The organism is Streptomyces daliensis, assembly GCF_054782395.1.
The window spans coordinates 75,332-100,793 of record NZ_BAAGSO010000030.1; the positions used below are offsets into that span (position 1 = coordinate 75,332).

Here is a 25,462-nt window from a genome sequence, read left to right on the forward strand (position 1 = left end):
GGACCACTGATCCATATATTCGGATCAGTGAACCACTTACGTGGACCACTGATCCGAATGAGCGTATACCGTGCCACAGCCAGGAGGAACACGATGCCGGCCCGCATGATGAAAGCGATCCAGCTGCACGAGTTCGGCGGCCCCGAGGTGCTGCGTCACGAGGAGATCCCCGTTCCCGAACCGGCCTCGGGCGAGGTACTCGTCCGCGTGAGGGCCGTCGGTCTCAACCCGCCCGACTGGTACGTACGCGAGGGCATGCCCGGCATCCCTCCCGAGTTCAAGCCCCCGTTCGACCTGCCCCTGATCCCGGGGACCGACGTCTCGGGTGTCGTGGAAGCCGTCGCCGCCGATGTCACCGGCTTCACAGCCGGGGACGAGGTGGTGGGGCTGCTGCGCTTTCCCGGCCTGATGCAGAGCGGCGCGTACGCCGAGTACGTCACCGCACCCGCGTCCGACCTCGCGCCCAAGCCGGCCGCCGTGGACCACACACACGCTGCCGCGCTGTCCATGTCGGGGCTGACGGCGTGGCAATACCTGATCGACGTCGGGCACGACCACCCCTCCCCGTTCCAGGAGGCGAGGCACCGTCCCGTGGCGCTGGGCAGCGACACCACGGTGCTCGTCAACGGAGCCGGCGGCGGCGTCGGCCACCTCGCCCTGCAACTGGCCAAGTGGAAGGGAGCCCGCGTCATCGCCGTGGCCTCCGGCACCCACGAGGACTTCCTGCACGGCCTCGGCGCCGACGAATACATCGACTACACCAAGCAGCGCCCCGAGGACATCGTCCGCGACGTCGACCTCGTCCTGGACACCGTCGGGGGCCCCGGCAGCCGACGCTTCCTGCCCACTCTCAAGCGCGGCGGCGCACTGTACCCGGTGTACCTCGGAGAGTTCGACGACGAGGAGAACGCGAGGCTGGGCGTCACCGTGTCCGGCACGCAGGTACGGGCGAACGGCGCTCAGCTCGCGGAATTGGGACGCCTGGTGGACTCGGGCACGATCCGCGTCGCCATCGACAGCACGTTCGCGCTCGCGGACGCCCAGGCAGCACACAAGCGCGCCGCCCAGGGGCACATCCAAGGCAAGATCGTGCTCACGGTCCCTTAAGGCCGGTCGACGACCCGGCCGCGCACCTCGCCCAGTCCGATACGGGTGCCGTCGGGACCGGGGGCTGTGGCCGTGATGGCCACCTCGTCGCCGTCCTCCAGGAAGGTCCGGGTGGAGCCGTCCGCCAGCGCCACGGGGTTCTCGCCGTTCCAGGTGATCTCCATCAGGCAGCCGCGCTCGTCCGCGCCGGGGCCGCTGACGGTGCCGGAAGCGTAGAAGTCGCCCGTCCGCAGTGCGGCGCCGTTGACCGTCATGTGCGCCAGCATCTGCGCCGGTGTCCAGTACATCGAGGTGAACGGGGGCGACGCCAGGAGCTGCCCGTTCAAGCGGACTTCGAGCGTCAGGTCGAGGCCCCAGTCCGCACCGTCGCGCAGGTAGTCGCGCAGGGGTGCGGTGCGCTCGGGCGGTGCGGTACGGGCGGCGCCCAGCGCCTCCAGCGGCACGATCCAGGGCGACACGGACGTGGCGAACGACTTGGCGAGGAAAGGGCCGAGCGGCACGTACTCCCATGCCTGGAGGTCGCGGGCGCTCCAGTCGTTGACCAGGCAGACGCCGAACACGTGGTCCTCGAAGTCTCCGACGCCCACCCGGCTGCCCTGCGGCGAGGGGGTGCCGACGACGAAGCCGACCTCGGCCTCGATGTCGAGCCGGCGCGACGGGCCGAACGGCGGTTCGCCGCCGTCGGCGGGGCGGGTCTGGCCCCAGGGGCGCACGACGTCCGTGCCGGAGACGACGAGAGTCCCGGCCCGGCCGTGGTAGCCGATGGGCAGGTGCTTCCACTGCGGGGTCAGCGGGTCCTGGCCCGGGCGCAGCATGCGCCCGATGTTCGCGGCGTGGTGCTCGGAGGCGTAGAAGTCCACGTAGTCGCCGGGCCGGAACGGCATCAGCATCCGCACGGCGTCCCTGGCGTGCAGCGCTGCCTCCGCCGTCGGCCGTGCGGCCTCGTCCGTGAGCAGGGCCGTGACGCGGGCGCGTACCTCCCGCCAGCGCTCCCGGCCCTGCGCCAGGAAGGGGTTCAGGTGCGGCCGGGCGAACGTGTCGTCGTCGCCGAGCGCGTGCGCCAGGTCGAGGACGTGGTCGCCGATGGCGACGCCGATACGGGGCGGCCCTCCGGCGGGCGCGAACACGCCGTAGGGGAGGTTGTGCAGGGGGAACGGGGAGTCCTCGGGGACGGGGACCCAGCAGGAGGAGGTCATCGGGAAACGTTCCTTTCAGACGGTGCCGAGGAGGGCACGGGCCTCGGACACCGGGGTGTCGGTGGAGCAGGAGCCGTAGGAGACGAGCAGGGCGCGGGCCGCGCTGACCGCGGGCTCCGGCAGGCGGGCGAGGTCCTGGGCGAGGGCCGCTGCGTCGGTGGTCTCCAGCGCGCGCAGGACGGGCCCTGGCGGGGGGCCGCCCGCGGCTCCGGGACCGGCAGCGGCGTGCGCGGCGGCCAGCAGCAGGTTGAGGTAGCCGTGGTGGCGGAACCCGGTGTCCGGGCCCTGGTGGCGCACCGCGTGGTGCAGCCCGGCGGTCGCCTTCAGCGGCACACCGGCGCGGGCGCACGCCGTGAGGAAATGCCCCACCTCCGCCGGGGTGGGGAACAGTCCGGCCCGGACGCCGCCGCAGCGCAGCTTCGCCCCGGCGTGCGGTGCTTCGGCCCCGGCCGCCCCGGCCGCCCCGGCCAGTGCTTCGAGGAGGCCGTCGACGCCGGACGGCGCCGCGGGCTCCAGGAACAGCGGCAGGCCGGTGCCCGCGACAGCACCCAGCGCGGCGGGCACGGCCGTGGCGGGGTCGGTGCCGAAGGCGCTCAGCGGCGCTTCGACCAGGACCGCCTCCAGGCGGCTGTCCGCGTCGACGGTGGCCAGGGCGGCGCGCAGGCGCGCGGCGGGTCCGGCGGGGCCGCCCGTTCCGGCGGCGTCGACGGCGGCGTCGGCGATCAGTCCGAGGCGGAACCGGTCGTCAGGGCGCAGCTCGGCGCGGATCTCCTCCAGCCGGTGCACGGGGACGAGGAACCGCCGGGTGTGCATGGCCTCCCCGGCCGCGAGGTCCCCGCGGTGGCGTGCGACGGCCTCGGTCGGGGACAGCGCGGTCGGCGGGAAGAGTCCGGCGTCGTCGACGAGTCCGGTGAGCAGCGCGCTCATACGCCCTGTCCCCGTCCCGCCCAGGTCCAGGCGTAGGCCGGGTCCTCGGCCGCGAGTGCGCCCTCGCCGAGTTCCAGCGGGCGGAAGGTGTCCACCATGACGGCGAGTTCGTCGAAGAACTCGGCGCCGATGGACCGCTCGTAGGCGCCGGGCTGGGGCCCGTGTGCGTGTCCGCCGGGGTGCAGGGAGACGGAGCCCTGGCCGATCCCCGACCCCTTGCGGGCCTCGTAGTCGCCGCCGCAGTAGAACATGACCTCGTCGCTGTCGACGTTGGAGTGGTAGTAGGGCACGGGGATCGACAGCGGGTGGTAGTCCACCTTGCGCGGGACGAAGTTGCAGATGACGAAGTTGTCGCCCTCGAAGACCTGGTGGACGGGCGGCGGCTGGTGCACACGCCCGGTCAGCGGCTCGAAGTCGTGGACGCTGAAGGTGTACGGGTACAGGCAGCCGTCCCAGCCCACCACGTCGAACGGGTGGGTGGCCTGGGTGAACACGGTGCCCAGCAGCTCGCCCCTCGGGCCGCGGTGCTTGACGTGCACCTCCACGTCCTCGCCGGTCGCCGACAGCACGTCGGCCGGGCCGTGCAGGTCCCGCTCGCAGAAGGGTGCGTGCTCCAGGAGCTGGCCGTACTTCGACAGGTAGCGGCGGGCGGGCGCGATGTGCGAGTTGGCCTCCACGCAGTACAGCCGCAGCGGCTCGTCCCCCTCGGGCAGCCAGCGGTGCGTGGTGGCGCGGGGCAGCAGCACGTAGTCCCCGGCGCGGGCGGCGAGCGTCCCGAAGACCGTCTCGACGGTGGCCGAGCCGGACTCGACGTAGACGCACTCGTCCCCGGTGCCGTTGCGGTAGAGCGGGGAGGCGGCACCGGCGACGGCGTAGGAGATCCGCACATCGGCGTTGCCGAGCAGCAGCCGCCGTCCGGTGACGGCGTCGGTGCCGCGCCACTCCTCGCCCGGCCACAGGTCGTGCGGTCTGAGGTGGCGCGGCTTCAGCGGGTGGTTGGCCGTGGTGTCCTGCCCTGCCGGCTCCCAGACCCGGGAGCCGGTGATCGCGGAGGGGATCTCCCGGTGGTAGAGCAGCGACGAGTCGGAGGAGAAGCCCTCCTCCCCCATCAGCTCCTCGTACAGCAGCCGCCCTTCCGCGTCGCGGTGCTGGGTGTGCCGCTTGGGCGGGACGTGGCCGACGGAGCGGTAGTAGGGCATGGCGGTTCCTTGCTTCGGGTGCGGGACGGGCCCGGCGGGACGGGGCGAACGGGGGCGGGGCGAGCGGGGACGGGGCGTCAGACCTTCGCCGGGGTGCGCTCGGCGGGAAGCCCGTCGGCCGTCCTCTCCCTGGGCACCTTGAGGACGGCGAGCATCACGGCGCACACCACGAGGCAGCCGATGGGGAAGTACAGGCCGACGGTGACATCGTCCTCGGTGGCGAACAGGCCGATCAGGTACGGGCTGACGAAGCCGCCGAGCGCGGCGATGGAGTTGATGCCGGCGAGGCCGACCGCGGTCTGCTCGCGCGAGAGCACCTGCGCGACCAGCGCCCAGTACGGGGCCATGTAGCCGAGGACACCGATCGCGACGAGCGAGAGCGACACCATCGCGGGCACAGGGTCGTGCCGGAAGACGATGGCGCCGAACAGCCCGAGCGCGGCCAGCAGCATGAGGCCCACGACGTGGAAGCGCCGCTCGCCCGTGCGGTCGGAGGTACGGGCCAGGACCAGCATGCCGACGGCGCCGACGAGGAAGGGGATGGTGCCCAGCAGGCCGATGTTGGTCGCCGAGTAGCCCGGGTCGAGCTGCTGCACGATCTTGGGCAGGAAGAAGGAGAACCCGTACAGACCGCACGCGGCGAAGAAGTTGGCGACGCCCAGGTAGAGCACCTTGCGGTTCTTCATGGCACGCAACTGGTCGCGGGCCGTCTCCTTCTTCGCGCCGCTGTCCGCGTACTCCTTGTCGATCGAAGTCTTGAGCCACTCGCGTTCGTCGGGAGCGAGGAAGCGCGCTTCGGACGGCTTGTCGGGCAGCCACAGGAGGGTGGCGATGCCGATGAGGACGGCGGGCGCCCCCTGGAGGATGAACACCCAGCGCCAGCCACTCAGGTCGAGCCAGTCGACGTGGTCGAGGATCCAGCCGCCGGTCATGCTGCCGAGGACCATGGCGATGGGCTGGGCCAGCGCCAGCGCCGCGATGGCGCGGCCCCGCTCCCTGCCCCGGTACCAGAACGTCAGATACAGCAGCAGGCCGGGGAAGAGCCCGGCCTCGGCGATCCCGAGCGCGATACGGGCGATGTAGAGGTGGGTGATGGTCTCGACAAAACCGGTCACCACGGTCACCAGGCCCCAGCTGATGGCGATCCGGGCCAGCCACAGCCGGGCGCCGACCTTCTTCATCATCATGTTGCTGGGGATCTCCAGCACCACGTAGGCGAGGAAGAAGATGGCGGCGACGGCCCCGAAGGTGGCCGTGGTGATGCCCAGCTCGTGCTGCATGCCGAGCTGCGCGTAGCTGATGTTGGACCGGTCCATGTAGTTGAACACGTACAGCAGGCCGACGATGGGGAAGATCCGCAGGGAGACCTTCCTCATCGTCCTGCTGCCCAGGCCGGGGTCCTCGACGTTGAGGTGCGCCATGACGGCTCCTGAGATGAGGGGATGGGCGGCCCGCCGCCCCGGCGGAACGCGGGGCCGGGCGGTGCGGGTCCAGCGGGGGTGCGGGGTCCAGCGGGTGCGGGGTCCAGCGGGTGCGGGGTTCCAGCGGGTGCGGGGTCCAGCGGGTGCGGGATCAGCGCCGCAGTGCCGCGTGGCGCCCGGCGAGCCGTCCCATGGTGAGGGCGTTGGCGACGGCGTTGCCGCCGCCGACGTAGCGCATGCCGAGCACGCCGCCGCCCGCCTCGCCCGCGGCGAAGAGCCCGGGTACGGGAGTGCCGGTGCGGTCGAGCACGGCGGCGGTGCGGTCGATCTCCAGGCCCGTGTGCGTGCAGACGAGTTCCGCGGGCAGCACACGCGCCGCGTAGTAGGGCGGGGCCGCGATCGGGGCCGGGCTCTCCGGGCTGCCCTTCGCGGCGAGGGACTCCTCGCGGAGGAAGTCGGGGTCCGTGCCGTCGGCGGCGAGCCGGGTGTTCCAGCGGGCGACGGTGGCACTCAGCGCGTCGGCCGGGACGTCCATGGCCGCGGCCAGTTCGGGGACCGAACCCGCGCTGAGCAGCCGCCCCGCGCGCACCTCCTCGGCGATCCGGTCCGGGGTCCAGTCGGCGTAGCCGACCGGGAGGCCGGTCCTGGCCTTCTCGTCGAACACCGCCCACACAGGGCCGCGCTGGGCACGGATGATGCCGCTGGAGACGGCGTAGGAGGCGTCCTCGTCCATGAACCGGCGCCCTTCGCCGTTCACGTACACGCGCGACTTCGGCGGGAATCCGGCCTGCCAGTGGTGGTAGCGCTGGAAGGAGGCGGTCGGCAGCATCAGGCCCCAGCCCTGGCCGGTCAGGGAGCTGCCGGTCTGCTCCGCGAACGCGAAGTGGTCGCCGCGGCTGCCGGGGGCCGCCACGACGAACAGGGAGTCGCCCGCGTCGCGTGCTTCGGGGTAGTAGCGGTCGAGCAGCCCTGGGTCCCGCGCGAAGCCGCCGCTGGCGACCACCACGGCGGCGGCGCTGACCTCGATGCCGTCGGCGACGACGCCGGTCACGCGGCCGTCCTCGCACAGCAGCCGCTCGACACGGGTGCCGAGGACGGCCTCCACACCGTGCCCGCGCCGTGCCCTGTCGAGCACCTGCACCAGGCCGTAGCCCTGATCCCGGGGGACGTGGCCGCGCCAGACGTCCTCCACACCGGCCCGGCACAGGCCCGGGGTGTGGGCGTCGGGCGACACGGCGTGCGGGATGTCCAGGCCCAGGCCGAGCAGCCACTCCAGGGTCGGCCCCGCGGCGGCGCAGAACTCCCGGATCAGGCCCGGTGCGAGCTGCCACTGGTTGAGGTCCATGTAGTGCTGGAAGTGCCGTTCGGCGGTGTCCTCGACGCCCAGGCCGCGCTGCACGCTGGTGCCCGCTGCCGTGAACATCCCGGCGGAGAGCTGTGTGGAGCCGCCCAGTTCCCGCTCGGACTCGAACAGCGCCACCTGGGCACCCTGCTCGGCCGCGGTGACCGCGGCGGCGAGACCGGCTCCGCCACCGCCCACGACGATGACGTCGAGTGCGTCGAAATCCGTCATCACAGCGCTCCTTCCGCGTCGGCGAGGATGCGGTGGTAGAGGCCGTTGGAGACGAGCCCGCCGTCGAGGGTGACCTCGCTCCCGGTCATGTAGCCGCTGCGGTCGGACAGCAGGAACAGCACGGCGTCGGTGACCTCGCCCGGTGTGCCGAGGCGTCCGGCGGGGATGCTGCGCCGGGCGGACTCCACGAAGGCGTCGGAGCCGGCGAGCAGCCCCGTCCCGACGAGGCCGGGGTGGACGGAGTTGACGCGGATGTTCCAGGCGGCCAGCTCACCGGCCGCTGACTTCGTCAGCCCGGTCAGGCCCCACTTGCTCGCCGAGTAGGAGGGCGAGAAGTAGCCGATCTGCCCGGAGACGGAGGAGATGTTGACGACCGAGCCGCCCCCGCCGTCGCGCATGAGGGGCGCCGCGGCCCGGATGCCGTGGAAGGGGCCGTGGAGGTTGACGCGCAGGACCCGCTCCCACACCTCCTCGGTGGTGTCCATGAAGCGGAGGCGGTGGGAGACACCGGCGTTGTTGACGAGCCCGTCCAGGCGCCCTTCGGCGGCCCGTACGGCGTCCACGACGGTGTGCCAGCCGTCCGGGCTGGTGACGTCGAGGGTGTGCGCGGTGGCGTGGCCGCCCGCCTCGGCGATCTCCTCGGCCACCGGTCCGCAGTCGGCGATGTCGGCGAGGTGGACGCGGCTGCCGCGCCGGGCGAGCGCGCGGGCGTGCTCGGCGCCCATGCCTGCGGCGGCGCCGGTGACGAGGACGACGGAGGGGTAGCCCACGTCCTCACGGTGCGCGGCGGTCGCACGGTGCGCGGCCCATGGCCGCGGCGCGGGTGCGGGTGCGGGTGCGGGGTCCTCGGGTCCGCCGTACCGTCCGGCCTCAGACATGGCGCGAGCCGCCGTCGACGGCGATGCTGTGCCCGGTGACGTAGCGGGCGCTGTCGGAGAGCAGGAAGAGCAGGACGCCGAGGACCTCCTGCGGGGAGCCGAGCCGGTGCAGCGGCACGCTGTCCAGCGCGTGCTGGAGCGCGGCCGGGTCCTCGCGCACCCATCGGGTCATCTCGGTGTCGATGTAGCCGGGCGCGATGGCGTTGACGCGGATGCCCTGGTCGCCGAACTCGACGGCGAGGGACTCGGTCAGGTGCGCCACGGACGCCTTGGAGGCGCAGTAGGCGCCGCGCCCCTTGCGCACCCGGACGGCGGACACGGACGACATGTTGACGATGGCCCCGCCAGGGCGCATGTGGCGCGCCGCTGTCTGTGCCCCGAACAGCACTCCCTGCACGTTGACCTTCAGCACGGCGTCGATCTGCTCGGCCGTGATGTCGGCGGCGAAGGCGTGGGGGAAGATCCCGGCGTTGTTCACCCAGTGGTCCAGGCGGCCGAACTCGCTGTGCGCGAGCCGGGCCAGTGCCTCGTGCCCGTCGGGGTCCACCACGTCCACGGCGGCGGGAACGACCCGGCCGCGCCGGCCGCCCTCGGGGACGGCGCCGGACTCGGCACCGATCTCCTCGGCGGTGCGCGTCATCGCGTCGAGGTCGATGTCCCCGGCGACGACGTCGACGCCGCGCCGCACCAGGCCGCTGGTGAAGGCGGCGCCCATGCCGCGCGCCGCGCCGGTGACGACGGCGACGGTGCCTGCCAGTTCGGGGTGCACGGCGACGGGCCGCCTGTCATCGACCCGGCCGATCCCTTCGGCGCCGGTGGCCTGCGGTTCTGCGGTGTTGCTCATCGGTTCTGGTCCTTCGTCGTTGAAGTGCCCCCCGCGTGGCGGGGGTACCGGTGGCGCGAGGTGTCCGGCGCGTGGGCCGGAGGTGCCCGGTGCGTGGGCCGGGAGTGCCCGGTGCGTGGGCCGGAGGTGTCCGGTGCGTGGGCCGCGGGCCGGGTGTCAGCTCCCGGCGGCGCCGGGAGCGTCGTCGCGGCGTACGGCACGGGCGGCGATCCGCCAGCCTTCGCCGTCGTGCACCACCTGGTCGGTGAGGGTGGTGAACCGCTCGATGCGCGGTGTGCCGCCCCTGGGCGTCGCGACGATCTGCAAGTACGCCTCGACCTGTAGCGTTCCGGCCCCGTCGTCGCCGGTCACGGCCACGTTGCCGACGACGTGCCGACGCGCCACTCCCTCGGCGGCGCAGTCGGCGGCGAACCGCTCGGCGAACGCGGTCAGCGCGGCCGTGCCGGTCACCGGCGCCGGATAGGTCGGTGAGGCGAAGGTGGCCGCGGCGGTGAAGGTCGCGGCCCATTCCGCGGCGTGGCCGCCGTCGATGAGGTGGCTCTGGAGGTAGTAGAGCTGATGGATCTCGGCCAGCCGGGCGCCGGCGGGCGACGCGAGGGCGCTGGGATTCATGCGGATGTCCCTTCGGCTCGTGACCCCGCTCCGGCGGCTGTCCCGAGCGGCCGGGGCGGGGAACTTGCCTCACCCGAAGGCGATGTGCGATATTCGCACTAGCCGTGCGAATAATGCGAGCTTAAGCAGCGTGCCCGAGCCCGTCAAGGGATGAATTCGTGACCTCACCAGCACCACAGGCCCGGCCGGTACCGGAACTCGACGGCGGGATGTCCAAGACGCTCCACCACGGACTGCTGATCCTCAGAGTCCTCTCGGAGCATCCGCGGGGCCTGACCGTCATCGAGCTGGCGGACGCCATCGGAGTGCACCGCACCGTCGCGCACCGCCTGACGCGGACACTGGAGGCGCATCAGCTGTGCCGCCGCGACCACCAGCGACGCGTCGTTCTGGGCACCGGCCTGGTCACCCTCGCCGAACCCGTCCAGCAGGACCTGCGCACCCTGGCCCGCCCGATCCTGGACGAGCTGGCCGAGACCACCCGGGCCACAGCCCATCTCCTGGTACGGGAGGGCGCCGCCGAGATGCGGGCGCTCATGATGGTGGAACCGCGCGGCGCCCGCGTCCACGTGTCCTTCCGCCCCGGCCAGACCCACTCCATCGAGCAGGGCTCCGGCGGCCTCGCCCTCCTCGCCCACGGCCCGCACCGCGAAGGGGAACGCCCCGAGGTCACCCGCGCCCGCGCCGCCGGGTACGCCGTCACCACGGGCGAGGTCATCCCGGCCGTGACCGGCGTGTCCGCCGCCGTAGCGCCCCGCACGGGCGAGGCGACGACCAGCATCGGCATCTCGGTCTTCGAGTACACCTCCCTCGACGACCTGGGCGCCACCGTCATCCACGCCGCGGCACGGCTCGGCGAACTGCTGGACCAGTAGGCCCCCGTCAACCAACGCCTGAACCCCGGCCGCCGATGGGCGCCGGGGTTCAGGGAGTTCAGGGGTTCAGGAGGTGACGAGGACTTCAGTGCGGGGGCTCGGCCCCTTACTGCATCGCCTGCTCCATGGTGGAGTTCCAGTAGGAGACGCGGGAGTTGTCGCTGATGGCCAGACCGGCGCCCGCGGGAGCGCTGACCGTGGCGGTGGAACCGGTCCCCTGCAGCTTGGCGTTGGCCAGCTCCACCGTCAGCTCCTTCTCACGGTGCATGTTGCCCCCGTCGCCGTCCTCCAGGCTGAGCGACGCGTAGGCCGACTTGCCCGGCTCCAGCGAGACCACCGACTGCGGCTTGCCGCCGCCCACCGCGATCGGGGACTGCGCGTCGGGGTAGCCCACGAACGGGTAGCCGTACAGGTCGCAGCGGGTGCTGCCCCCGTTGGTGGCCTTGAGCAGGATGACCGGCGCACTGCCACCGGTCTCCTGGAGCCGGACGGTGACCGTGCCCACGTCGCACGTCGTGCGCTTGGCCCCGGAGGCCGCCGCCTCGTTCTGCGTGTCCTCGGCGCCCTTGGCCGCGCTGCCGCCGCTGCCGCCCGTGGAGCCCGAGCCGGTGGAACCCGTCGAGCCGGTCGAGCCCGTAGAGCCCGTCGAGCCGGAGTCCCGCGCGTCGGAAGCGGCCGCCTTCGCGTCCTCGGCCCCCGCGTCCTTCGAGTTTCCGACCGAGGAGGCGGACCCGGCGTCGTCCTTGCCGCCCCCGTCCTGGCAGGCGGTCAGCGAGAACGCGGCGACGGCGGCGACGGCGACAAGACCGGCGGACCGAGCGGTGCGTGCGGCGCGACGAGCAGTGTTCATGGAATCCCCCACGGGTATCGGATCCGGCGGGCCCCCGCTCCCCGCGGGGCACCGCGACCGGTCTCTTCGGTCGGTACATGCGGTGTGATGGCCCCCGCCCCGCCGTTGTTCACGGCATCAGGTCCGCGTTCTGTAACAGCCGGTCCATGGGCGACGGCCCGAAGGCAGGAAGGCGGCCGTGCACCCGGAACCTGCGGTGCGTGCCTCCGTCAGGGGTCACCGTCGATCTCGATACGGCCGTCGAAACTGTCGCGCCAGTCTCTCCGCCGCACATCGATGACGTCCATGTCAGCGGCGCGGGCCGCGGCGACACCTTCGTCGGTGTTCTCGTACGCCAGGCACTCGGACGTCTTGAGACCGAGCCGGGAAGCGGCCTTGAGGAAGGCATCCGGCGCGGGCTTGAGCCGTGACACGTCCTCACGGGCGATGACCACCTCAAACAGGCTGGCCAGTCCGGCAGCGGTCAAAGTGGCCCGCACGACCTGGCCGTCGTTGGCCGACGCCACTGCCACCGGGCCGACGGCCGCGGCCGTCCGGGCCACCGCGACGACAGGTCCCACCGGACGTGCCCGCCCGCGGTGGGTCACCCAGTAAGACCGGGCAGCCGCCACGATCTCCTGGTCGGAGGCAGTGACGGCGACGCCGAGTTCGTCGCGCGAGCGTCGGCGCAGCGCGCCCAGGTCCCCGAGTGGCGCGGTGCGCAGCCAGGACAGTGGAGCGTGCACGCCATGGGCCGCCAAGGCCGCGTGCATGGCGTGGAGGTTGATGTCATCGGTGTCGACGAGAGTGCCGTCGAAGTCGAAGATCCGGGCCGCGTAGTGGGGCCGGGGCGGCCTGTTCACGGGGAGTTTCGCGAGAGCCGGGCCGTTCGCGGGTTTCCTGTGCCTCATCGTGCAGGACTCCCTCGTCGGCCGGGAGCGGTCGAAGAGGCCGAAGCGGCGGTCGAAGAGACCGATGCCGTTCGTGTCATCGTGCCTTCCCCTTCACGAAACAGCGAGGGATTCACGGGGCGCGCCGGAGTTCAGGTGAGCGATCGCGGCGCGCAGCCCAGCAGTGGTGAAGGCGTGGGTGTGGCTGTCGGCATGGGTCAAGAAAGGCCGGGGGCCGAACATCATCGGTTCTCCCTCCCAGCGCCCTTCGGCGTCCTGGGCCCGGGTGAGGTACCGGACACCTCCCTCCAGCAGGTCCCGGTGAACGCGGACAGACCGGGCGAGCGCGCTCAGGGCCAGACCAGTCGCCGCGGGTGAGCTGGCAGCGCCGGGGTGTACGGGCCATCCGCCGTCCGGGTTCCGGTGGGCGCTCAAATAGCCGTGGGCATAGCAGGTCTGCGGAGAGTCCACCCCCACGACGTGACCGATTTCCGCGACCGCGTACGGAAGGGAGGCATACCACTGGGCGGTCCAGTGACCGTGGAGAGCAGGGCGTTCCCGGAGCCAATCGGTGGCCCTGGTGGTGTCGGCCAGCTCACATCCGGTGGCTTGCAGCGCTTCCACAACGTGCGCGGTGACGTCCTGAGCCGGATGGTCGTCAGATGACTGCCAGGTGGCCCACAGCCCATTCGCGAGTTGTTGGCCGCGCAAGTAGACGTGCGCCCTTCCCCTGGCGTCGGCCGTCCGCGCATTGCCGCCCAGCGCGAGCAAGACCGCTGCGGTCGTGTCGTTGTCCGACTCCAGCCCGCTGGCGCATGCCCAGCCGCCATCGGCGTTCTGCGCGGAAAGCAGAAAGCGCTCAGCGGCCTGGCGTGCGGTGTGGTCGAATCGCGGCTCGCCGCTCAGGGAACGGAGGTACAGCGATGCGTCCCAGATATCGGTCGTCAGGAACCTCCAGGTCCCGTCGGGCTGTTGTGAGGCGAGGAGCCAGTCCAGTGCCTTACGGCGGACACCGGCGCCGTGAGCGTCCGTCGCGTCCGTATGACCGGCAGTCAGAGCCAGCAGCACCACGGCGGTGACAGTGGGCATGTGCTCGAACGAGCCGTCCGGCCGCTGTTCCTTGTACAGCACTCCGAGTGCGGTGTCCGCAGCAGCGGAGCCGGGGGCCGTGAGCAGGGTCAGGGCCGCGTGCAGTGCCCGGTGCCACCTCTTGAGCGGGGCGTGCTCTCCCTGTAGCCGACGGCCTGGCGGGGGCACCGACGTGAGCTGGCCGGGCGAGATCAGCCCAAGGGCCAGGGCGACGGTCTCCGCCATCATCCAGCGTCCGGGATAGTGTCCGGCCACGTGACGGGGCATTCCCGGGGACGCGCTCGGGGTGACGACGAGGGCGCGCAGCCACTCCTCCACCGCGTGCGCGAAGGCGCAGCCACTCCTCCACCGCGTGCGCGAAGGCGCAGTGCCGCTGCGCGGGAGCGTCTCGCAGCCACTGCCCGGCCCGCGCCTGCGCGAGATGGGCTTCACCAGCGTTCCGGAGCGCCAGAGCGCACAAGGCCGTCTCGAAGATGCGTGGGTCAGGTGGTGACCACCAGCTGCCATCGGCCCGCTGCTCAGTGATGGGGACGGCGACGGCTCGGCCGAGGGCGCTCTGAGCGGCGGAGAGCACCTTCTGATGGCCGACGGGAACAGGCCAGCCCATGGCCGTGGTCATAGACGCTCCATGCATGACGAGATCAGTGCGGCCAAGCCGCCAGGAGGAAGCGGCCCCATCAGCCGCGGTGTGCCGCCGGTGGGGTTCCCTCCAGTACGCCCTTCACGGCGTTGCCGGGCAAGCGCTTCGGAGCGCACCGGGCGTGAAAGTGGGGAACGGCTATGCTCGCGTGAACGCCGTGAACCAGCATGAGCGGCCCCGTGGGCAGTCGGCGAATCCGCCGGACACGCCCCGCCCCGCCTTCGGAGAACCTCGACGCGTCACCAGAGCGAGCGCGCTGGACCGGCTGGACTCTCCTGAACGGTCGACGTGCTCCGGGCGCCATCCGCGTGACCTTCGCAGCCGCAAGGTCAATACTGCCCCCGTAGCCACCTCACAGAGACAGCCGAACTGCCGCCAATACCTTGTGCACCGTCAGCATCAGCACCGCCAGGAGGCCTCCATGAAGATGCTCATCAACGTCCCCGAGCGGGTCATCGCCGACGCGCTGCGCGGCATGGCAGCCGCACACCCCGAGCTGGCCGTCGACGTCGAGAACCGCGTCATCGTGCGCCGCGACGCCCCCGTGGCGGACAAGGTGGCCCTGGTGTCGGGCGGCGGCTCGGGGCACGAGCCGCTGCACGGCGGCTTCGTGGGTCCTGGCATGCTGGACGCGGCCTGCCCCGGCGAGATCTTCACCTCCCCCGTGCCGGACCAGATGATCCGCGCCGCCGCCGCAGTGGACAGCGGCCAGGGCGTGCTGTTCATCGTGAAGAACTACACGGGCGACGTGCTCAACTTCGACATGGCAGCCGAGATGGCCGAGGACGAGGGCGTGCGGGTCGCGAAGGTGCTCGTGCAGGACGACGTGGCCGTCACCGACAGCCTCTTCACCGCCGGGCGGCGCGGCACCGGCGCCACCCTCTTCGTCGAGAAGCTGGCCGGGGCGCTGGCCGAGGAGGGCGCGCCGCTGGAGCGGGTGGCGGCGATGGCCCGGCAGGTCGCGGACTCCTCGCGCAGCTTCGGTGTCGCGCTCAGCGCGTGCACGACCCCGGCCAAGGGCAGCCCGACCTTCGACCTCCCGCCCGGCGAGCTGGAGCTGGGCATCGGCATCCACGGCGAGCCGGGCCGCGAGCGGCGCCCGATGATGACCTCGGGCGAGATCGCCGACGCGGCCGTCGACGCGGTGCTGGAGGACCTGAAGCCGGACGGCCCCGTGCTGGCCCTCGTCAACGGCATGGGGGCCACTCCGCTGATCGAGCTGTACGGGTTCTGTGCCGAGGTCCAGCGTGTGCTGGGCGAGCGCCGGGTACCGGTGGCCCGTACGCTCGTCGGCAACTACGTCACCTCGCTCGACATGGCGGGCGCCTCGGTGACGCTGTGCCGGGCCGACGAGGAGATGCTGCGGCTGTGGGACGCGCCTGTGCGCACCCCGGGGCTGCGCTGGGGCGTGTGAAAGGAGACTGTCTTGACCGACGAGAACGACGGAAGCGGCACCGGGAACGGTGCGGGAAGCGGCGCGGCGGGCGGCGGCACGGGTGGCGGCGGCGCTCTCGACGCCCGCTTCGTCGTCGGCTGGCTGACCAGGGCCGCCGAGTCCGTGGACCGTGAGGCCGACCGGCTCACCGAGCTGGACTCGGCCATCGGGGACGCGGACCACGGCAGCAACCTGCGCCGCGGCTTCGCCGCCGTCAGGGACACGCTGGAGCGGGACAGGACCGACACGCCCGGCGCGGCGCTGATGCTGGCGGGCAGGCAGCTCGTCTCGACCGTCGGCGGCGCTTCAGGGCCGCTCTACGGGACGCTGCTGCGCCGTACCGGCAAGACGCTCGGCGACGCGCGGAGCGTGACGGTGGGTCAGCTCGCCGACGCGCTGCGCGCGGGTGTCGACGCGGTCGCGCAGCTCGGCGGCGCCGCCGAGGGCGACAAGACGATGCTCGACGCGCTGTACCCGGCACTCGGCGCGCTCGCCGCCGCCGCGGAGAAGCCGACGGGCGAGGCGTTCACCGCAGCGCGTACGGCGGCCGAGGAGGGCGCGCTCGCCACGGTGCCGCTGCGGGCCCGCAAGGGCCGCGCGAGCTACCTCGGCGAGCGCAGCGAGGGGCACCAGGATCCGGGCGCGACGTCGTCCGCGCTGCTCGTCGCGGCGCTGGCGGAGACGGCGGAGGCAACGGCAGAGGCGGGAGCGGAGGCGGCCGATGAGTGAGCCGGAGAAGGGAGCGGAGGGCGCGGAGGGCGGGGCGAAGCCGCTGGTCGGGATCGTGCTGGTCTCGCACAGCCGCGAGGTCGCCGATTCCGTCGCGCGATTGGCCGCCGGGCTCGCTGGCGTCCACGAGGCGCCGGTGACGGGCGCGGGCGGCACGCCCGACGGCGGCCTGGGCACGAGCGCCGAGCTGATCTCGGCGGCCGCGGAGCGCGTCGACTCCGGCGCCGGGGTGGCCGTCCTCGTCGACCTGGGCAGCGCCGTGCTGACGGTGAAGGCGCTGCTGGCCGAGGGCGACGAGCTGCCCGCGCACACGCGCCTGGTGGACGCGCCCCTGGTCGAGGGCGCGGCGTCCGCCGTGGTGGCCGCTTCGGGCGGTGCCGATCTGGACGCGGTGGCCGCGGCTGCCGGGGAGGCGTACGACTACCGGAAGGGGTGAACGCCCCGGTCACGGAGTGGGCGACAGAGCGGGAGGGGGCTCGGCGTCATCGGCCGGGCCCCCTCCCGTATGCCCGCGCGGCGGCCCCGGGGTCAGGTCGGGCCCATGGCGCGGTACGGGCGGCAGACGCCGCCGTCGTAGTCGGTGGCGATCTCCAGCACCCGCCGTCCGTCGGCGCTCGGCAGGAGGCTGGGGCTGTAGTTGGGGCAGTGGTCGAGCTTCGTGGAACGGACCGGAACCGGCGCCTTCTTCTCCTGCCAGGGGCCCTTTCCGCCGTCGCTGTTGGTCCACATCTCGCGCCGCTCCCCGGGCACCCGCCGCCCGTCCCTGGTGTGCGCGGCCTGCCCGATGAGCAGCAGCTTCCCCTCCGGGTTCCCGGCCTCGGGAGCCCAGGCGAGGTTCGGGGTGTGGGCGAAGTAGTGCCCGTCGGCGGTCTCGGGGCGCGTTCCCAGGCCGGCGGGGTCGCCCCAGTCCCAGCCGTCCTCCGACGTGCGGTAGTGCACGACGCAGCGGTACTTCCCCGAGGGCGCGCAGATCTCGTACACCATGAAGAAGGTGCCGTCGGGAAGGCGCCGTACGACGGCCATACCCGGCCGGTCCGGCTCTGGTACCGAGGCGACCGTCGCGTGGTGGCCCGTCCAGTTCCTGCCGTCGGAGGTCCGCGCCGCGACGAGCTTCTGGCTGTGCGCCGGGTCGGTCTCGTCCGAGTAGTGGCAGACCAGGCGCCCGTGCGCGTCGAGGGAGAACTCCGGTTCCCACAAGCCCGCGCCCCCGCCTTCGCCGCGAGCCGTGGCGACCGTCGAGAGGTACGACCAGGAGCGGCCCACGTCCGTGCTCTTGAACACGCGGACGCTCATCCGCCGCCCGTCGTCCTCGTCCTGCCCCGTCGAGGCGGCCCACAGCAGCGTGCCGGGTGGCATGTCCCCGATGCGGCGCGGCAGTTCGTAGAGGGTGCCGCAGCACTGGCCCTTGCCGTCCGCGGCCGCGGGGTCCGCGACGTCGCCGACCCGGCGGAACGTACGGCCGTCGTCGGTGCTCTCGTGGATGGCGCCCAGGCCGTCGGCGCCCCGGAAGGTGACGGTGGAAGCGAGCACGTGGCCGTTCGCCGCGCCGCTGTGCCGCAGCCGGATCGCACGCGGGTACAGCCCGGTGCCCTGCTGCAACGGCTCCCGCTCCGTGACCGCCTCGCCCCCGTCCGCGTCCCCTCCCTCGCTTCCTCCTTCGTTTCCGCTTCCGTCGGAACTCTTCCCCGGCACGGGTTCCTTCCCCGACGGCCCGGACTCCGGCCCGGAGAGGGCGTGGAAGGCGGCCACGGCGACCGCGCCGAGCACGGCGGCCACGAGCACGCACACCAGGGCGACGAGCGCGGGCCGCCGTCCGCGCGAGGTGGCCGTGGCACGAAGGGGGGACATCGGGACTCCAGGCTGGGACGGGACCGCTGACGACCGCTGACGGCGAACAGCGGCCCCGCCGCAACACCCACGCACCGCGAACGGCCCGGCCGGTCAACTGATCGTTTACCGGACCACGTTCTCACGTCGCGCGGAGGCCGTCCTTCCCGAGCGGGACGGCGACGCCGGTGAACGTCGTATCGGGCTCCTGCGGCGAGGTGAAGCGGGCGTTGACGAGGTAGAGCCGGTCGCGCCAGCGGGCGGCCGTCGCGGGAACGTCGAAGCGCGGGTCGGTGATCGAGCCGAGCAGGGTGGCGGAGCGCAGCGAGCGGTCGAGCCGCCACACGCTGACGAGGTTCAGCCGGTTCTGCACGACGTACAGGGTGTGGCCGACGCGGACGAGACCGTCCCCGTTGAGCACGTCGGCGGCGCCACGCAGGGCGACCCCGGTGGCGTGACCGGTTCTCAGGTCCACGTGGTAGAGCCTGCCGAGCGTGCTGCTGACGACGATCAGGCCCTTGCCGTCCGGGGTGCCGACGAGCCCGTTGGCGCTGATCGCGTCGGGCGTCTGCTCCCATTCGCCGGTCAGCGGCAGCCGCTCGGCCTCTCCTTGACGGCCGCGCGGCACGCTGTGGAGCGTCGCGTCGCGCGAGTCGGTGAACCAGGCGCGGTCACGGAGCAGGACGACGTCATTGACGAAGTGGCCCGTCGCCTCCGTGAGCTGGTACGTCCATACGACGCGCCCTGAGCGGGAGTCGATGATCCGCGCCGTCCCGCCGCCGCCTCCGGCGACGTAGAGCAGGCCGTCCTCGTCGAGCTTGAGCCCGATGGAGACGGTGCCCTCGGCGCCCTCGTGCACGACGCGGCCCTCGCCGGTGCGCAGATCGGTGCGGTAGACGGCGCCGTTGGCGCGGGAGCCCATGTACGCGTACGGGCGCGAGCCGATGGTGATGCCCTCGGGGAGGAAGCCGTCGGGGAGCGGGAACTGCGTCGGCCACGCGTCGGGCCGGGAGGCCGGGACGGCCGACGCGGCAGCAGCGCTGCCGGAGCCGATGGCGAGCGCGGTGGCGGCGGTGCCGCCGAGAAGCGCCCGGCGGGACAGCCGGGGTGAGGAGGAAGAGGGAGAAGAGGGAGAAGGGGATAACGAGGGAAGGGTCATGGTGCAGGACCTCCGTGACGGAAGGGGAACGGGACCTGTGCACGCACTGACGCGGCGGGCCCGCCCCTTGTCGGCAGCGAGCCCCGGCCGTACGTAACGGACCACCGCCCTCCGGAGTTCCCCCGCCCCCGCACGCCACCACGGTGCCGACGGCTCCAGCGGCTCACCCTCAGCGCCGCGGCATGCCCTCGAACCAGGTGGGCCCCTCCTCCTGCGCGGCCTGCTTGATGCGGAAGGTGGCGAACTCCTGCAACGGCGGCAGCTCGTCCAGGCCGAACCAGCCGACCTCCAGCGACTCGTCGTCGTTCACCCTCGGCTCGCCGCCCGTGGCCCGGCAGCGGAAGCAGATGTCCATGAACTGGCAGGTGTCGCCGTTGGGATACGTGACGGGACGGTTCATCGCCTGGACGAGGACGACGCGTTCCGGCGCGCAGCGCACCGCCGTCTCCTCCTCGACCTCGCGCACCACGGCGTCAGCGGGCTGCTCGCCCGGGTCGGGGATGCCGCCGATGATCGACCAGTCGCCGGTGTCCGCGCGCCTGCCGAGCAGCACCCGGCCCTCGTCGTCGAAGACGACGGCGCTGACGCCGGGGAGGTAGAGGAGCTGGTGCCCGGCCGTGGCCCGGATCTCGCGGATGAAGTCTGGTGTCGCCATGCCGCCGACTCTACGTCGCCACTCCGGCCAGCCACCTGGCCCCTGCCCGGCCCCCGCCCGCTCTCCGCCTCCACAACCGCGCATAGATCCCGCGCAAGACGTCCACATCCGACCACCACACCCATTACGGTGACTCCCGAAGCCGCGACCGCGCCGCGCACCGTTCGGGCACGGGGTCGGAGACGGGTACGGGGGGGTTAGGCGATGGTGTCACCGGCGCTCGGACCGCCCGCCGCGCGGGAGCGGGGCGGCAGCGTCCCGGATGTCTCGGGAGTGCTCGTACTGGGCTGCTGCGCGGCCTGGGCCCTGATCACGGCCGCCGGGCGCGACGCGCGCCCCGAAGGGCTGCTGCTCGCGGTGCTCGCCGTCGGCGCCGGATACGCGGGCGGCCGGATCTCCGGTTCGCTGCTGCCCGTCGGCGCCCCGGCGATGGCGGCCCTCGCGGGGCTCTCCCTCGCCCTGGCCACCCCGCAGGCGCTGCCCGGCGCGGCCGAGCCCTCGGGCCCTCCCGGGCGCACGGGCGCGTCGGCCGCGCTGCTGGTCCTCGCCGTGGGGGCCGCCTGCTGCGCCGCCTGGGCGACCCCGTCGCGGGGGACGCGGCTGGCGCTGCGCCTGGTCGCCGCGGGGATCGCGGCCTCGGCGCTGGTGACGGGGGCGCTCGCGGGGTTCGGCGCGGCCGTCGGCGTCCTGCTGTGCTCGCTGGCCGCCGACCGGATGCGGCGGCGGGCCGTGGGCCTGACGGGACTGGCCCTGGCGGCGGGGGCCGCCGTCGGTCTGACCTGGGCCGTCGCGCGGGGCTCCGTGCCCGAAGGGCTCTCGGCGGCGCTTGAGGGGCAGCTCACCGAGCACCGGGTGGGGCTCTGGCAGGACGCGCTGGCGCTGGCCGGGGAGCGGCCCCTGCTGGGCACGGGACCGGACACGTTCGGCGAGCTGAGCCAGGTGGCGCAGCAGGCCGCCGAGTCCGACGGCAAGCCGCACTCCGCTCCCCTCCAGATGCTCGCCGAGCAGGGCGTACCGGGGCTCGCGCTCCTCGCCGCCGCCTTCGGCTGGCTGATGCTGGCCCTGTGGTCCTCGCCGCGGCCGACGCCCGTCGTCCTGACGGCCGGGACGGCGCTGACCGCACTGGCGGCGCTCGCGTGCGTCGGCAACGTGCTGAGCTTCACCCAGGTCACGGCGGGCGCCGCGCTGCTGGCGGGCATCGCGGGGGCGCGTCGGCTGGGCTCGGAGCCCTGAGAGCCCTGAGCACACCGGCCCCTGAGCACGTCGGCCGGGCTCGGGCGCTCGGGCGGAGGCCCCGTCCGGGACCCGCGCACATCGGCTCAGTTCAGGGCCCTGAACCGGCCCTCCATCGCCTCGATCCGCTCCCGGATGTGGCGGACGGCGGCCTCCGCGTCGTCCACGGTGACCGTGAACGTACGGCCGTCGCCGAGCCGGACGAGGACGCCCTCGCCGCGCCGTACGACGACGGCGGTGCCCCGCTCGGGCCGCCATCTGTAGCCCCAGCCGCCCCAGTGGCGCGGAGTCACGACCGGTGCCAGCTCGACCTCCACGACGTCGCCGAGGGAGATGCGGCGGCGCGGCAGACCCACGTGGCCGCAGCGCACCTCCATGGCCTCGTGGTCGACGCGCACGCGCACGTTCACGAACGCGAGCGTGCCGAACAGCGCCAGCAGCCCGGCCGCCACACAGCCGACGACGGCCATGAGGAGCGGTGCGACGTCGTGGTCCCAGGCGGTGCCCACGGCGAGCGCGATGCCGAGCGCCAGACATCCGGCACCCAGCGAGGCCAGCAGCCACTGGAAGTGATTGGTCGCGCGCCCCGTCCAGACCTCGACGGAGGGCGCTTCGTCTCGGGAGTGGTCGCCCATAGGGGGAGGGTACGCCGAACGTCCCGGGAAGGCAGCGTTTGCGCGCAGCCCGGAACGGTTCGCTCCGCGAAGTCCCCCGGGGAGACGCGGGCCCGGGGGGACGCGGACCGGCGCGCTACGGGGTGGCGGGCGCCGCCGCGAGCAGCCTGCCCTCCGCGTAGGTGCGGGCCGCCTCCGGCAGGGCCGCCGTACGGCCGCTGAGCAGGACCGTCAGCTCGCCGGAGGGACCGGCCGCGGGGCCGGCGCTCTCGCCGAGGCGGCGCAGGGCCTGCGCGGCGACGGCTCCGGCCGAGCCGTAGAGGACGGGCCGGGGCGCCCCCGGCGTCCGGACGGCGCTGCGGATGCGCTCGCCGACCAGCTCGTAGTGGGTGCAGCCCAGGACGACGGTTCCGGTGCCCGCCGGGGTGAGCGCCGCCGCCGCGTCGATGGCCGCGTCGATGGCCTGCTCGTCGGCACGCTCGACGGCGTCGGCGAGCCCGTGGCAGGGCACCTCGGTGATCTGCGCGCCGTTCCCGTACTCGGAGATGAGGCGCCGCTGATACGGGCTGCCCGTGGTCGCGGGGGTGGCCCAGACCGCGACGGTGCCGCCGCCCGCAGCGGCGGGTTTCACGGCGGGGACGGTCCCGATCACGGGCAGGCCGGGCTCCAGCTCGGCGCGGAGCGCGGGCAGGGCGTGCACCGAGGCGGTGTTGCAGGCGACGATCAGCGCGTCGGGCCGGTGCTCCGTGGCCGCGCGGGCGCAGGCGAGTGCGCGGTCTCTGATCTCCTCACCCGTCCGGGGCCCCCAGGGCATCCCGTCCGGGTCGGAGGAGAGCACGAGCCCTGCGTCAGGGCGGGCCCTTCGCACCGCCGCCGCGGCGGCCAGCAGGCCGATTCCGGAGTCCACCAACGCGATCTTCACGGGGAGCAACTCTAATCGATCGGGCATACGGACCGGCGGCGCCACCGCCCGCGCTGCCCCGGACCACGGCCGGGAACGGGTACGGGGGCGGGGGCGTTGAAGCGGCTCCCTCGCACGGAACCGTCTCCCCCGCGATGCCGCGCGATGCCGCGCGCGTCCCGCCGTGTGCCGTGCCCGTGCGGCAGACTGCGCCGGGTGAGCGCCCTTACCTGGACCGCCCTCGTCTCGCTCGGCGCCTGGCTGTGGCTGCTGCTGTGCCAGGGGTTCTTCTGGCGTACGGACGTCCGTCTTCCGCCCCGTCCCCGTCCCCCTCGCGAACCGGAGTCATGGCCCTCGGTCGCGGTCGTCGTGCCCGCGCGGGACGAGGCGCGGGTGCTGCCGCTGAGCCTGCCCACCCTCCTCGCGCAGGACTACCCCGGTCACGCGGAGGTCTTCCTCGTCGACGACGGTTCCACCGACGGCACCGGCGCCCTCGCCCGCCGCCTCGCCGAGAGCCACCCGGACCGCCCGGACGGGCCGGACGGGCCGGAACACGGACCGCCGCACGCGCTGCCGCTGACCGTGGACACACCCGGCGACCCCGAACCCGGCTGGACGGGCAAGCTCTGGGCCGTACGCCATGGGATCGCGCTCGCGCGCGCCCGCTCAGACCCCGCGTTCCTGCTGCTGACGGACGCGGACATCGCCCACGGCCCGGACTCGCTGCGCCGGTTGGTGAGCGCGGCGCTCACCCACCGTCTCGACCTCGTCTCCCAGATGGCGCGGCTACGGGTGCACAGCCCGTGGGAGCGGCTGATCGTGCCCGCCTTCGTCTACTTCTTCGCGCAGCTCTACCCCTTCCGCCGCGTCAACAGCCCCGACTCGCGCACGGCAGCGGCGGCCGGCGGCTGCGTGCTGCTGCGGACGGAGACGGCCATACGGGCGCGGGTCCCGGAGAGCATCAGGCACGCCGTGATCGACGACGTCACGCTCGCGCGCGCCGTCAAGCGCGCCGGGGGCGGGCGGATCTGGCTGGGGCTGGCGGACGGGGTGGAAAGCGTGCGCCCCTACGAGGGGCTGTCCGAGCTGTGGCGGATGGTGGCGCGCAGCGCGTACGCGCAACTGCGGCACAACCCCGCGCTGCTGCTGGGCACCGTCGCGGGGCTGGTGCTCCTGTACGCCGTGCCGCCGGTCGCCGCGCTGAGCGGTTCCCTGGCGGGAGCCGCCGCGTGGGCGGTGATGGCGGGCACGTACGTACCGATGCTGCGCTACTACCGGCAGCCGCTCCTGCTCGCGCCGACGCTCCCGTTCACCGCCGCGCTCTACGCGCTGATGACGCTGGACTCGGCGTGGCAGCACTACCAGGGGCGGGGCGCGGCCTGGAAGGGGCGCACGTACACGAAGGACGCGCGGTGAACGGCTCCCCGTGAGGGCCGCTCCGCGAGGTGCCGTCGCCCCGTCACACCATGGGCGTCACGCCCCACCCGTCACTTGCGGCCCGGCGCCCACTGCATGCCCCACCCGTACGCCTGGTCCACGGTGCGCTGGGGGCTGACGCCACGGTCGGGGACCAGATAGCGGGCCTCGCGCTGTACGACGAGATCGCCGCCCTGGTTGGTGAGCAGCGCGAGGGCGCAGACCGTGGAGGGGACGGTGCACTCGTCGAGCGAGAAGTCGACGGCGGCGCCGTGCTGCGGGGTGAGGGTGACCGTCGCGTTGAGGTTGGCGAAGCTGCGGGCGCCCTCGTAGATGGTCACGAAGATGAGGACGCGGCGCAGATCCTTGGCGTGGTCCAGGTTGACGGTGAGGTTCTCGCCCGAGGAGACGGCTCCCGTGCGGTCGTCGCCGTCGAGGTGGATGTAGGGCGGCTGGTGCAGGGCACCGAAGGTGTTGCCGAGCGCCTGGACGACGCCCTTGCGGCCGTCGGCGAGTTCGAAGAGTGCGCACAGGTCGAGGTCGAGATCGTTGTGCATCGCCATGGCCCTGCCCAGCTTGCGGCCCCAGCCGCTGAACTGCTTGCGCACCTCCCAGTTGAGGTTGACGCGCAGCGCGCCCGACGTGCCGCCCTGCTTGCTCAGCGAGACGGTGGGCGCCTCCTTGGTCAGCGTGACCTTGCTGAGGCGTACCGGCGCCGGGGCCTGCGGCGCGGGCGCGGATGGTGCGGGCGCGGCGGCCTGTGCGGGAGGCGCGGGCGGCACGGGCGCGGCGGCGGGGGCCGAGGGTGCGGGCGCCGGGGGTGGCGCGGGAGCGGGCGCGGGGGCCGGCGCCGGTTCGTCGACGGTGATCCCGTAGTCCGTGGCGAGCCCGGCCAGCCCGCTGTCGTACCCCTGCCCGACGGCGCGGAACTTCCAGTTGCCCTGCCTGCGGTACAGCTCACCGAGCACGAAGGCGGTCTCCACCGTCGCATCGGCGCTCTCGAAGCGGGCCAGTTCCGTGCCCGCCGCCGCGTCCAGCACCCGTACGTACAGACCGGCGACCTGCCCGAAGGTGCCGCCGTCCGCCGAGGCGACGACCACGATCTGCTCGACCTCGGGCTCCACGGCCCCCAGGTCCACGCCCAACGTGTCCGTCACGGCGGCGCCTTCGGGGCGCTTGCCCTCGTGGCGCACGGCTGACTTGGCGTGCCGGGGCTGGTTGTAGAAGACGAGGTCGTCGTCCGATCTGACCTTGCCCGCGGTGAGCAGCAGGGCCGACGCGTCGACGTCCGGCGTGCCCTGGCCGCTCCGCCAGCCCAGTTCGACCCGCACCGACGGCGCGGGGACGGGCACGTTGGCGCCCTTGCTCATGGTCATGCCACTCCCCATTCCGCTCCCCCTCTGGTCATTCCGC

At 73.3% G+C, this 25,462-nt stretch carries 24 protein-coding genes; 7 read left to right on the plus strand and 17 right to left on the minus strand.

Annotated elements, in window-relative coordinates; translation table 11 throughout:
• Positions 1–108: 108 nt before the first annotated feature.
• The gene (locus tag ACYVOO_RS07395; RefSeq protein ID WP_461014895.1) at positions 109–1,107 is read left to right on the plus strand and encodes an NADP-dependent oxidoreductase; all 999 of its coding nucleotides are present in this window, start codon (positions 109–111) and stop codon (positions 1,105–1,107) included.
• On the opposite strand, the gene fahA is transcribed toward ACYVOO_RS07395, so the two are convergent.
• The 8 genes from fahA to ACYVOO_RS07435 form a co-directional block, all read right to left on the minus strand.
• Positions 1,104–2,303 carry a fumarylacetoacetase gene (gene fahA, locus ACYVOO_RS07400; RefSeq protein ID WP_461014820.1) on the minus strand — a complete coding sequence of 400 codons (1,200 nt, stop codon included), beginning with the start codon at positions 2,301–2,303 and terminating at the stop codon, positions 1,104–1,106. The two genes, ACYVOO_RS07395 and fahA, sit on opposite strands and share 4 nt — an antisense overlap.
• A 15-nt stretch (positions 2,304–2,318) precedes the next feature.
• Positions 2,319–3,230: a hypothetical protein gene (locus ACYVOO_RS07405; protein WP_461014821.1), complete on the minus strand. Its 912-nt coding sequence runs from the start codon at positions 3,228–3,230 to the stop codon at positions 2,319–2,321.
• Positions 3,227–4,429 (minus strand): cupin domain-containing protein, encoded by a 1,203-nt coding sequence (locus ACYVOO_RS07410; protein ID WP_461014822.1) that lies wholly within the window; start codon positions 4,427–4,429, stop codon positions 3,227–3,229. Before ACYVOO_RS07410 ends, ACYVOO_RS07405 begins: the two co-directional genes overlap by 4 nt.
• 77 nt (positions 4,430–4,506) lie before the next feature.
• Positions 4,507–5,850, minus strand: coding sequence for an MFS transporter (locus tag ACYVOO_RS07415; protein ID WP_461014823.1), 1,344 nt, complete (start codon positions 5,848–5,850; stop codon positions 4,507–4,509).
• Positions 5,851–6,001: 151 nt separating this feature from the next.
• On the minus strand, positions 6,002–7,423 hold the full coding sequence (locus tag ACYVOO_RS07420; protein WP_461014824.1) for an FAD-dependent oxidoreductase: 1,422 nt from the start codon (positions 7,421–7,423) through the stop codon (positions 6,002–6,004).
• Positions 7,423–8,193, minus strand: a complete 771-nt coding sequence (locus ACYVOO_RS07425) for an SDR family NAD(P)-dependent oxidoreductase (RefSeq protein ID WP_461014896.1) — start codon at positions 8,191–8,193, stop codon at positions 7,423–7,425. Before ACYVOO_RS07425 ends, ACYVOO_RS07420 begins: the two co-directional genes overlap by 1 nt.
• Before the next feature lie 100 nt (positions 8,194–8,293).
• Positions 8,294–9,145, minus strand: a complete 852-nt coding sequence (locus ACYVOO_RS07430; protein ID WP_461014825.1) for an SDR family NAD(P)-dependent oxidoreductase — start codon at positions 9,143–9,145, stop codon at positions 8,294–8,296.
• Between the two features lie 156 nt (positions 9,146–9,301).
• Positions 9,302–9,757 carry a nuclear transport factor 2 family protein gene (locus ACYVOO_RS07435; protein WP_461014826.1) on the minus strand — a complete coding sequence of 152 codons (456 nt, stop codon included), beginning with the start codon at positions 9,755–9,757 and terminating at the stop codon, positions 9,302–9,304.
• A 209-nt stretch (positions 9,758–9,966) separates the two neighbouring features.
• On the opposite strand from ACYVOO_RS07435, the gene ACYVOO_RS07440 reads away from it, so the two are divergent.
• Positions 9,967–10,632 carry an IclR family transcriptional regulator gene (locus ACYVOO_RS07440; RefSeq protein ID WP_461014897.1) on the plus strand — a complete coding sequence of 222 codons (666 nt, stop codon included), beginning with the start codon at positions 9,967–9,969 and terminating at the stop codon, positions 10,630–10,632.
• Between the two features lie 106 nt (positions 10,633–10,738).
• Here ACYVOO_RS07440 and ACYVOO_RS07445 read toward each other — a convergent pair whose 3' ends face one another.
• From ACYVOO_RS07445 to ACYVOO_RS07455, 3 genes are all read right to left on the minus strand, one after another.
• The gene (locus tag ACYVOO_RS07445) at positions 10,739–11,482 is read right to left on the minus strand and encodes a DUF4232 domain-containing protein (protein ID WP_461014827.1); all 744 of its coding nucleotides are present in this window, start codon (positions 11,480–11,482) and stop codon (positions 10,739–10,741) included.
• Between the two features lie 209 nt (positions 11,483–11,691).
• A complete protein-coding gene (locus tag ACYVOO_RS07450) occupies positions 11,692–12,372 on the minus strand; it encodes an HAD-IA family hydrolase (protein WP_461014828.1) in 681 nt (226 codons plus the stop codon).
• Between the two features lie 93 nt (positions 12,373–12,465).
• Positions 12,466–13,695, minus strand: a complete 1,230-nt coding sequence (locus ACYVOO_RS07455; protein ID WP_461014829.1) for a prenyltransferase/squalene oxidase repeat-containing protein — start codon at positions 13,693–13,695, stop codon at positions 12,466–12,468.
• A gap of 806 nt (positions 13,696–14,501) precedes the next feature.
• Between ACYVOO_RS07455 and dhaK the strand changes: the two genes are divergently transcribed.
• The 3 genes from dhaK (at position 14,502) to dhaM (ending at position 16,680) form a co-directional block, all read left to right on the plus strand.
• Positions 14,502–15,494: a dihydroxyacetone kinase subunit DhaK gene (gene dhaK / locus ACYVOO_RS07460; protein WP_461014830.1), complete on the plus strand. Its 993-nt coding sequence runs from the start codon at positions 14,502–14,504 to the stop codon at positions 15,492–15,494.
• Positions 15,495–15,617: 123 nt separating this feature from the next.
• A complete protein-coding gene (dhaL, locus tag ACYVOO_RS07465) occupies positions 15,618–16,244 on the plus strand; it encodes a dihydroxyacetone kinase subunit DhaL (RefSeq protein ID WP_461014898.1) in 627 nt (208 codons plus the stop codon).
• Entirely contained in the window at positions 16,237–16,680 is a 444-nt protein-coding gene (gene dhaM / locus ACYVOO_RS07470; RefSeq protein WP_461014831.1) for a dihydroxyacetone kinase phosphoryl donor subunit DhaM, read from the plus strand. The genes dhaL and dhaM overlap by 8 nt, the downstream gene beginning before the upstream one ends.
• 92 nt (positions 16,681–16,772) lie before the next feature.
• On the opposite strand, the gene ACYVOO_RS07475 is transcribed toward dhaM, so the two are convergent.
• From ACYVOO_RS07475 to ACYVOO_RS07485, 3 genes are all read right to left on the minus strand, one after another.
• Entirely contained in the window at positions 16,773–18,092 is a 1,320-nt protein-coding gene (locus tag ACYVOO_RS07475) for a sialidase family protein (protein WP_461014832.1), read from the minus strand.
• Between the two features lie 121 nt (positions 18,093–18,213).
• Positions 18,214–19,230, minus strand: a complete 1,017-nt coding sequence (locus tag ACYVOO_RS07480) for an SMP-30/gluconolactonase/LRE family protein (protein WP_461014833.1) — start codon at positions 19,228–19,230, stop codon at positions 18,214–18,216.
• 169 nt (positions 19,231–19,399) lie between these two features.
• Entirely contained in the window at positions 19,400–19,885 is a 486-nt protein-coding gene (locus ACYVOO_RS07485) for an NUDIX hydrolase (RefSeq protein ID WP_461014834.1), read from the minus strand.
• 204 nt (positions 19,886–20,089) lie between these two features.
• On the opposite strand from ACYVOO_RS07485, the gene ACYVOO_RS07490 reads away from it, so the two are divergent.
• Entirely contained in the window at positions 20,090–21,118 is a 1,029-nt protein-coding gene (locus ACYVOO_RS07490) for an O-antigen ligase family protein (protein WP_461014835.1), read from the plus strand.
• An 86-nt stretch (positions 21,119–21,204) separates the two neighbouring features.
• Here ACYVOO_RS07490 and ACYVOO_RS07495 read toward each other — a convergent pair whose 3' ends face one another.
• Together ACYVOO_RS07495 and ACYVOO_RS07500 are read right to left on the minus strand one after the other, a co-directional pair.
• Complete coding sequence (locus tag ACYVOO_RS07495; RefSeq protein ID WP_461014836.1) at positions 21,205–21,753, minus strand: hypothetical protein; 549 nt, start codon at positions 21,751–21,753, stop codon at positions 21,205–21,207.
• A 115-nt stretch (positions 21,754–21,868) separates the two neighbouring features.
• Positions 21,869–22,654, minus strand: coding sequence for a glutamate racemase (locus ACYVOO_RS07500; protein ID WP_461014837.1), 786 nt, complete (start codon positions 22,652–22,654; stop codon positions 21,869–21,871).
• A gap of 144 nt (positions 22,655–22,798) precedes the next feature.
• Between ACYVOO_RS07500 and ACYVOO_RS07505 the strand changes: the two genes are divergently transcribed.
• Positions 22,799–24,049 (plus strand): glycosyltransferase, encoded by a 1,251-nt coding sequence (locus ACYVOO_RS07505; protein WP_461014838.1) that lies wholly within the window; start codon positions 22,799–22,801, stop codon positions 24,047–24,049.
• Positions 24,050–24,120: 71 nt separating this feature from the next.
• Here ACYVOO_RS07505 and ACYVOO_RS07510 read toward each other — a convergent pair whose 3' ends face one another.
• Positions 24,121–25,437 carry a TerD family protein gene (locus ACYVOO_RS07510; RefSeq protein WP_461014839.1) on the minus strand — a complete coding sequence of 439 codons (1,317 nt, stop codon included), beginning with the start codon at positions 25,435–25,437 and terminating at the stop codon, positions 24,121–24,123.
• Between the last annotated feature and the right edge of the window lie 25 nt (positions 25,438–25,462).

Coding starts and splice junctions, on each gene's coding strand:
- ACYVOO_RS07430 (WP_461014825.1), bottom strand. CDS start 9,145: ATGAGCAACACCGCAGAACCGCAGGCCACCGGCGCCGAAGGGATCGGC.
- dhaK (WP_461014830.1), top strand. CDS start 14,502: ATGAAGATGCTCATCAACGTCCCCGAGCGGGTCATCGCCGACGCGCTG.
- ACYVOO_RS07435 (WP_461014826.1), bottom strand. CDS start 9,757: ATGAATCCCAGCGCCCTCGCGTCGCCCGCCGGCGCCCGGCTGGCCGAG.
- ACYVOO_RS07490 (WP_461014835.1), top strand. CDS start 20,090: ATGGTGTCACCGGCGCTCGGACCGCCCGCCGCGCGGGAGCGGGGCGGC.
- ACYVOO_RS07410 (WP_461014822.1), bottom strand. CDS start 4,429: ATGCCCTACTACCGCTCCGTCGGCCACGTCCCGCCCAAGCGGCACACC.
- fahA (WP_461014820.1), bottom strand. CDS start 2,303: ATGACCTCCTCCTGCTGGGTCCCCGTCCCCGAGGACTCCCCGTTCCCC.
- ACYVOO_RS07450 (WP_461014828.1), bottom strand. CDS start 12,372: ATGAGGCACAGGAAACCCGCGAACGGCCCGGCTCTCGCGAAACTCCCC.
- ACYVOO_RS07415 (WP_461014823.1), bottom strand. CDS start 5,850: ATGGCGCACCTCAACGTCGAGGACCCCGGCCTGGGCAGCAGGACGATG.
- ACYVOO_RS07395 (WP_461014895.1), top strand. CDS start 109: ATGAAAGCGATCCAGCTGCACGAGTTCGGCGGCCCCGAGGTGCTGCGT.
- ACYVOO_RS07485 (WP_461014834.1), bottom strand. CDS start 19,885: ATGGCGACACCAGACTTCATCCGCGAGATCCGGGCCACGGCCGGGCAC.
- ACYVOO_RS07420 (WP_461014824.1), bottom strand. CDS start 7,423: ATGACGGATTTCGACGCACTCGACGTCATCGTCGTGGGCGGTGGCGGA.
- ACYVOO_RS07475 (WP_461014832.1), bottom strand. CDS start 18,092: ATGTCCCCCCTTCGTGCCACGGCCACCTCGCGCGGACGGCGGCCCGCG.
- ACYVOO_RS07510 (WP_461014839.1), bottom strand. CDS start 25,437: ATGGGGAGTGGCATGACCATGAGCAAGGGCGCCAACGTGCCCGTCCCC.
- ACYVOO_RS07495 (WP_461014836.1), bottom strand. CDS start 21,753: ATGGGCGACCACTCCCGAGACGAAGCGCCCTCCGTCGAGGTCTGGACG.
- ACYVOO_RS07440 (WP_461014897.1), top strand. CDS start 9,967: ATGTCCAAGACGCTCCACCACGGACTGCTGATCCTCAGAGTCCTCTCG.
- ACYVOO_RS07505 (WP_461014838.1), top strand. CDS start 22,799: ATGCCGCGCGCGTCCCGCCGTGTGCCGTGCCCGTGCGGCAGACTGCGC.
- dhaM (WP_461014831.1), top strand. CDS start 16,237: ATGAGTGAGCCGGAGAAGGGAGCGGAGGGCGCGGAGGGCGGGGCGAAG.
- ACYVOO_RS07480 (WP_461014833.1), bottom strand. CDS start 19,230: ATGACCCTTCCCTCGTTATCCCCTTCTCCCTCTTCTCCCTCTTCCTCC.
- ACYVOO_RS07405 (WP_461014821.1), bottom strand. CDS start 3,230: ATGAGCGCGCTGCTCACCGGACTCGTCGACGACGCCGGACTCTTCCCG.
- ACYVOO_RS07445 (WP_461014827.1), bottom strand. CDS start 11,482: ATGAACACTGCTCGTCGCGCCGCACGCACCGCTCGGTCCGCCGGTCTT.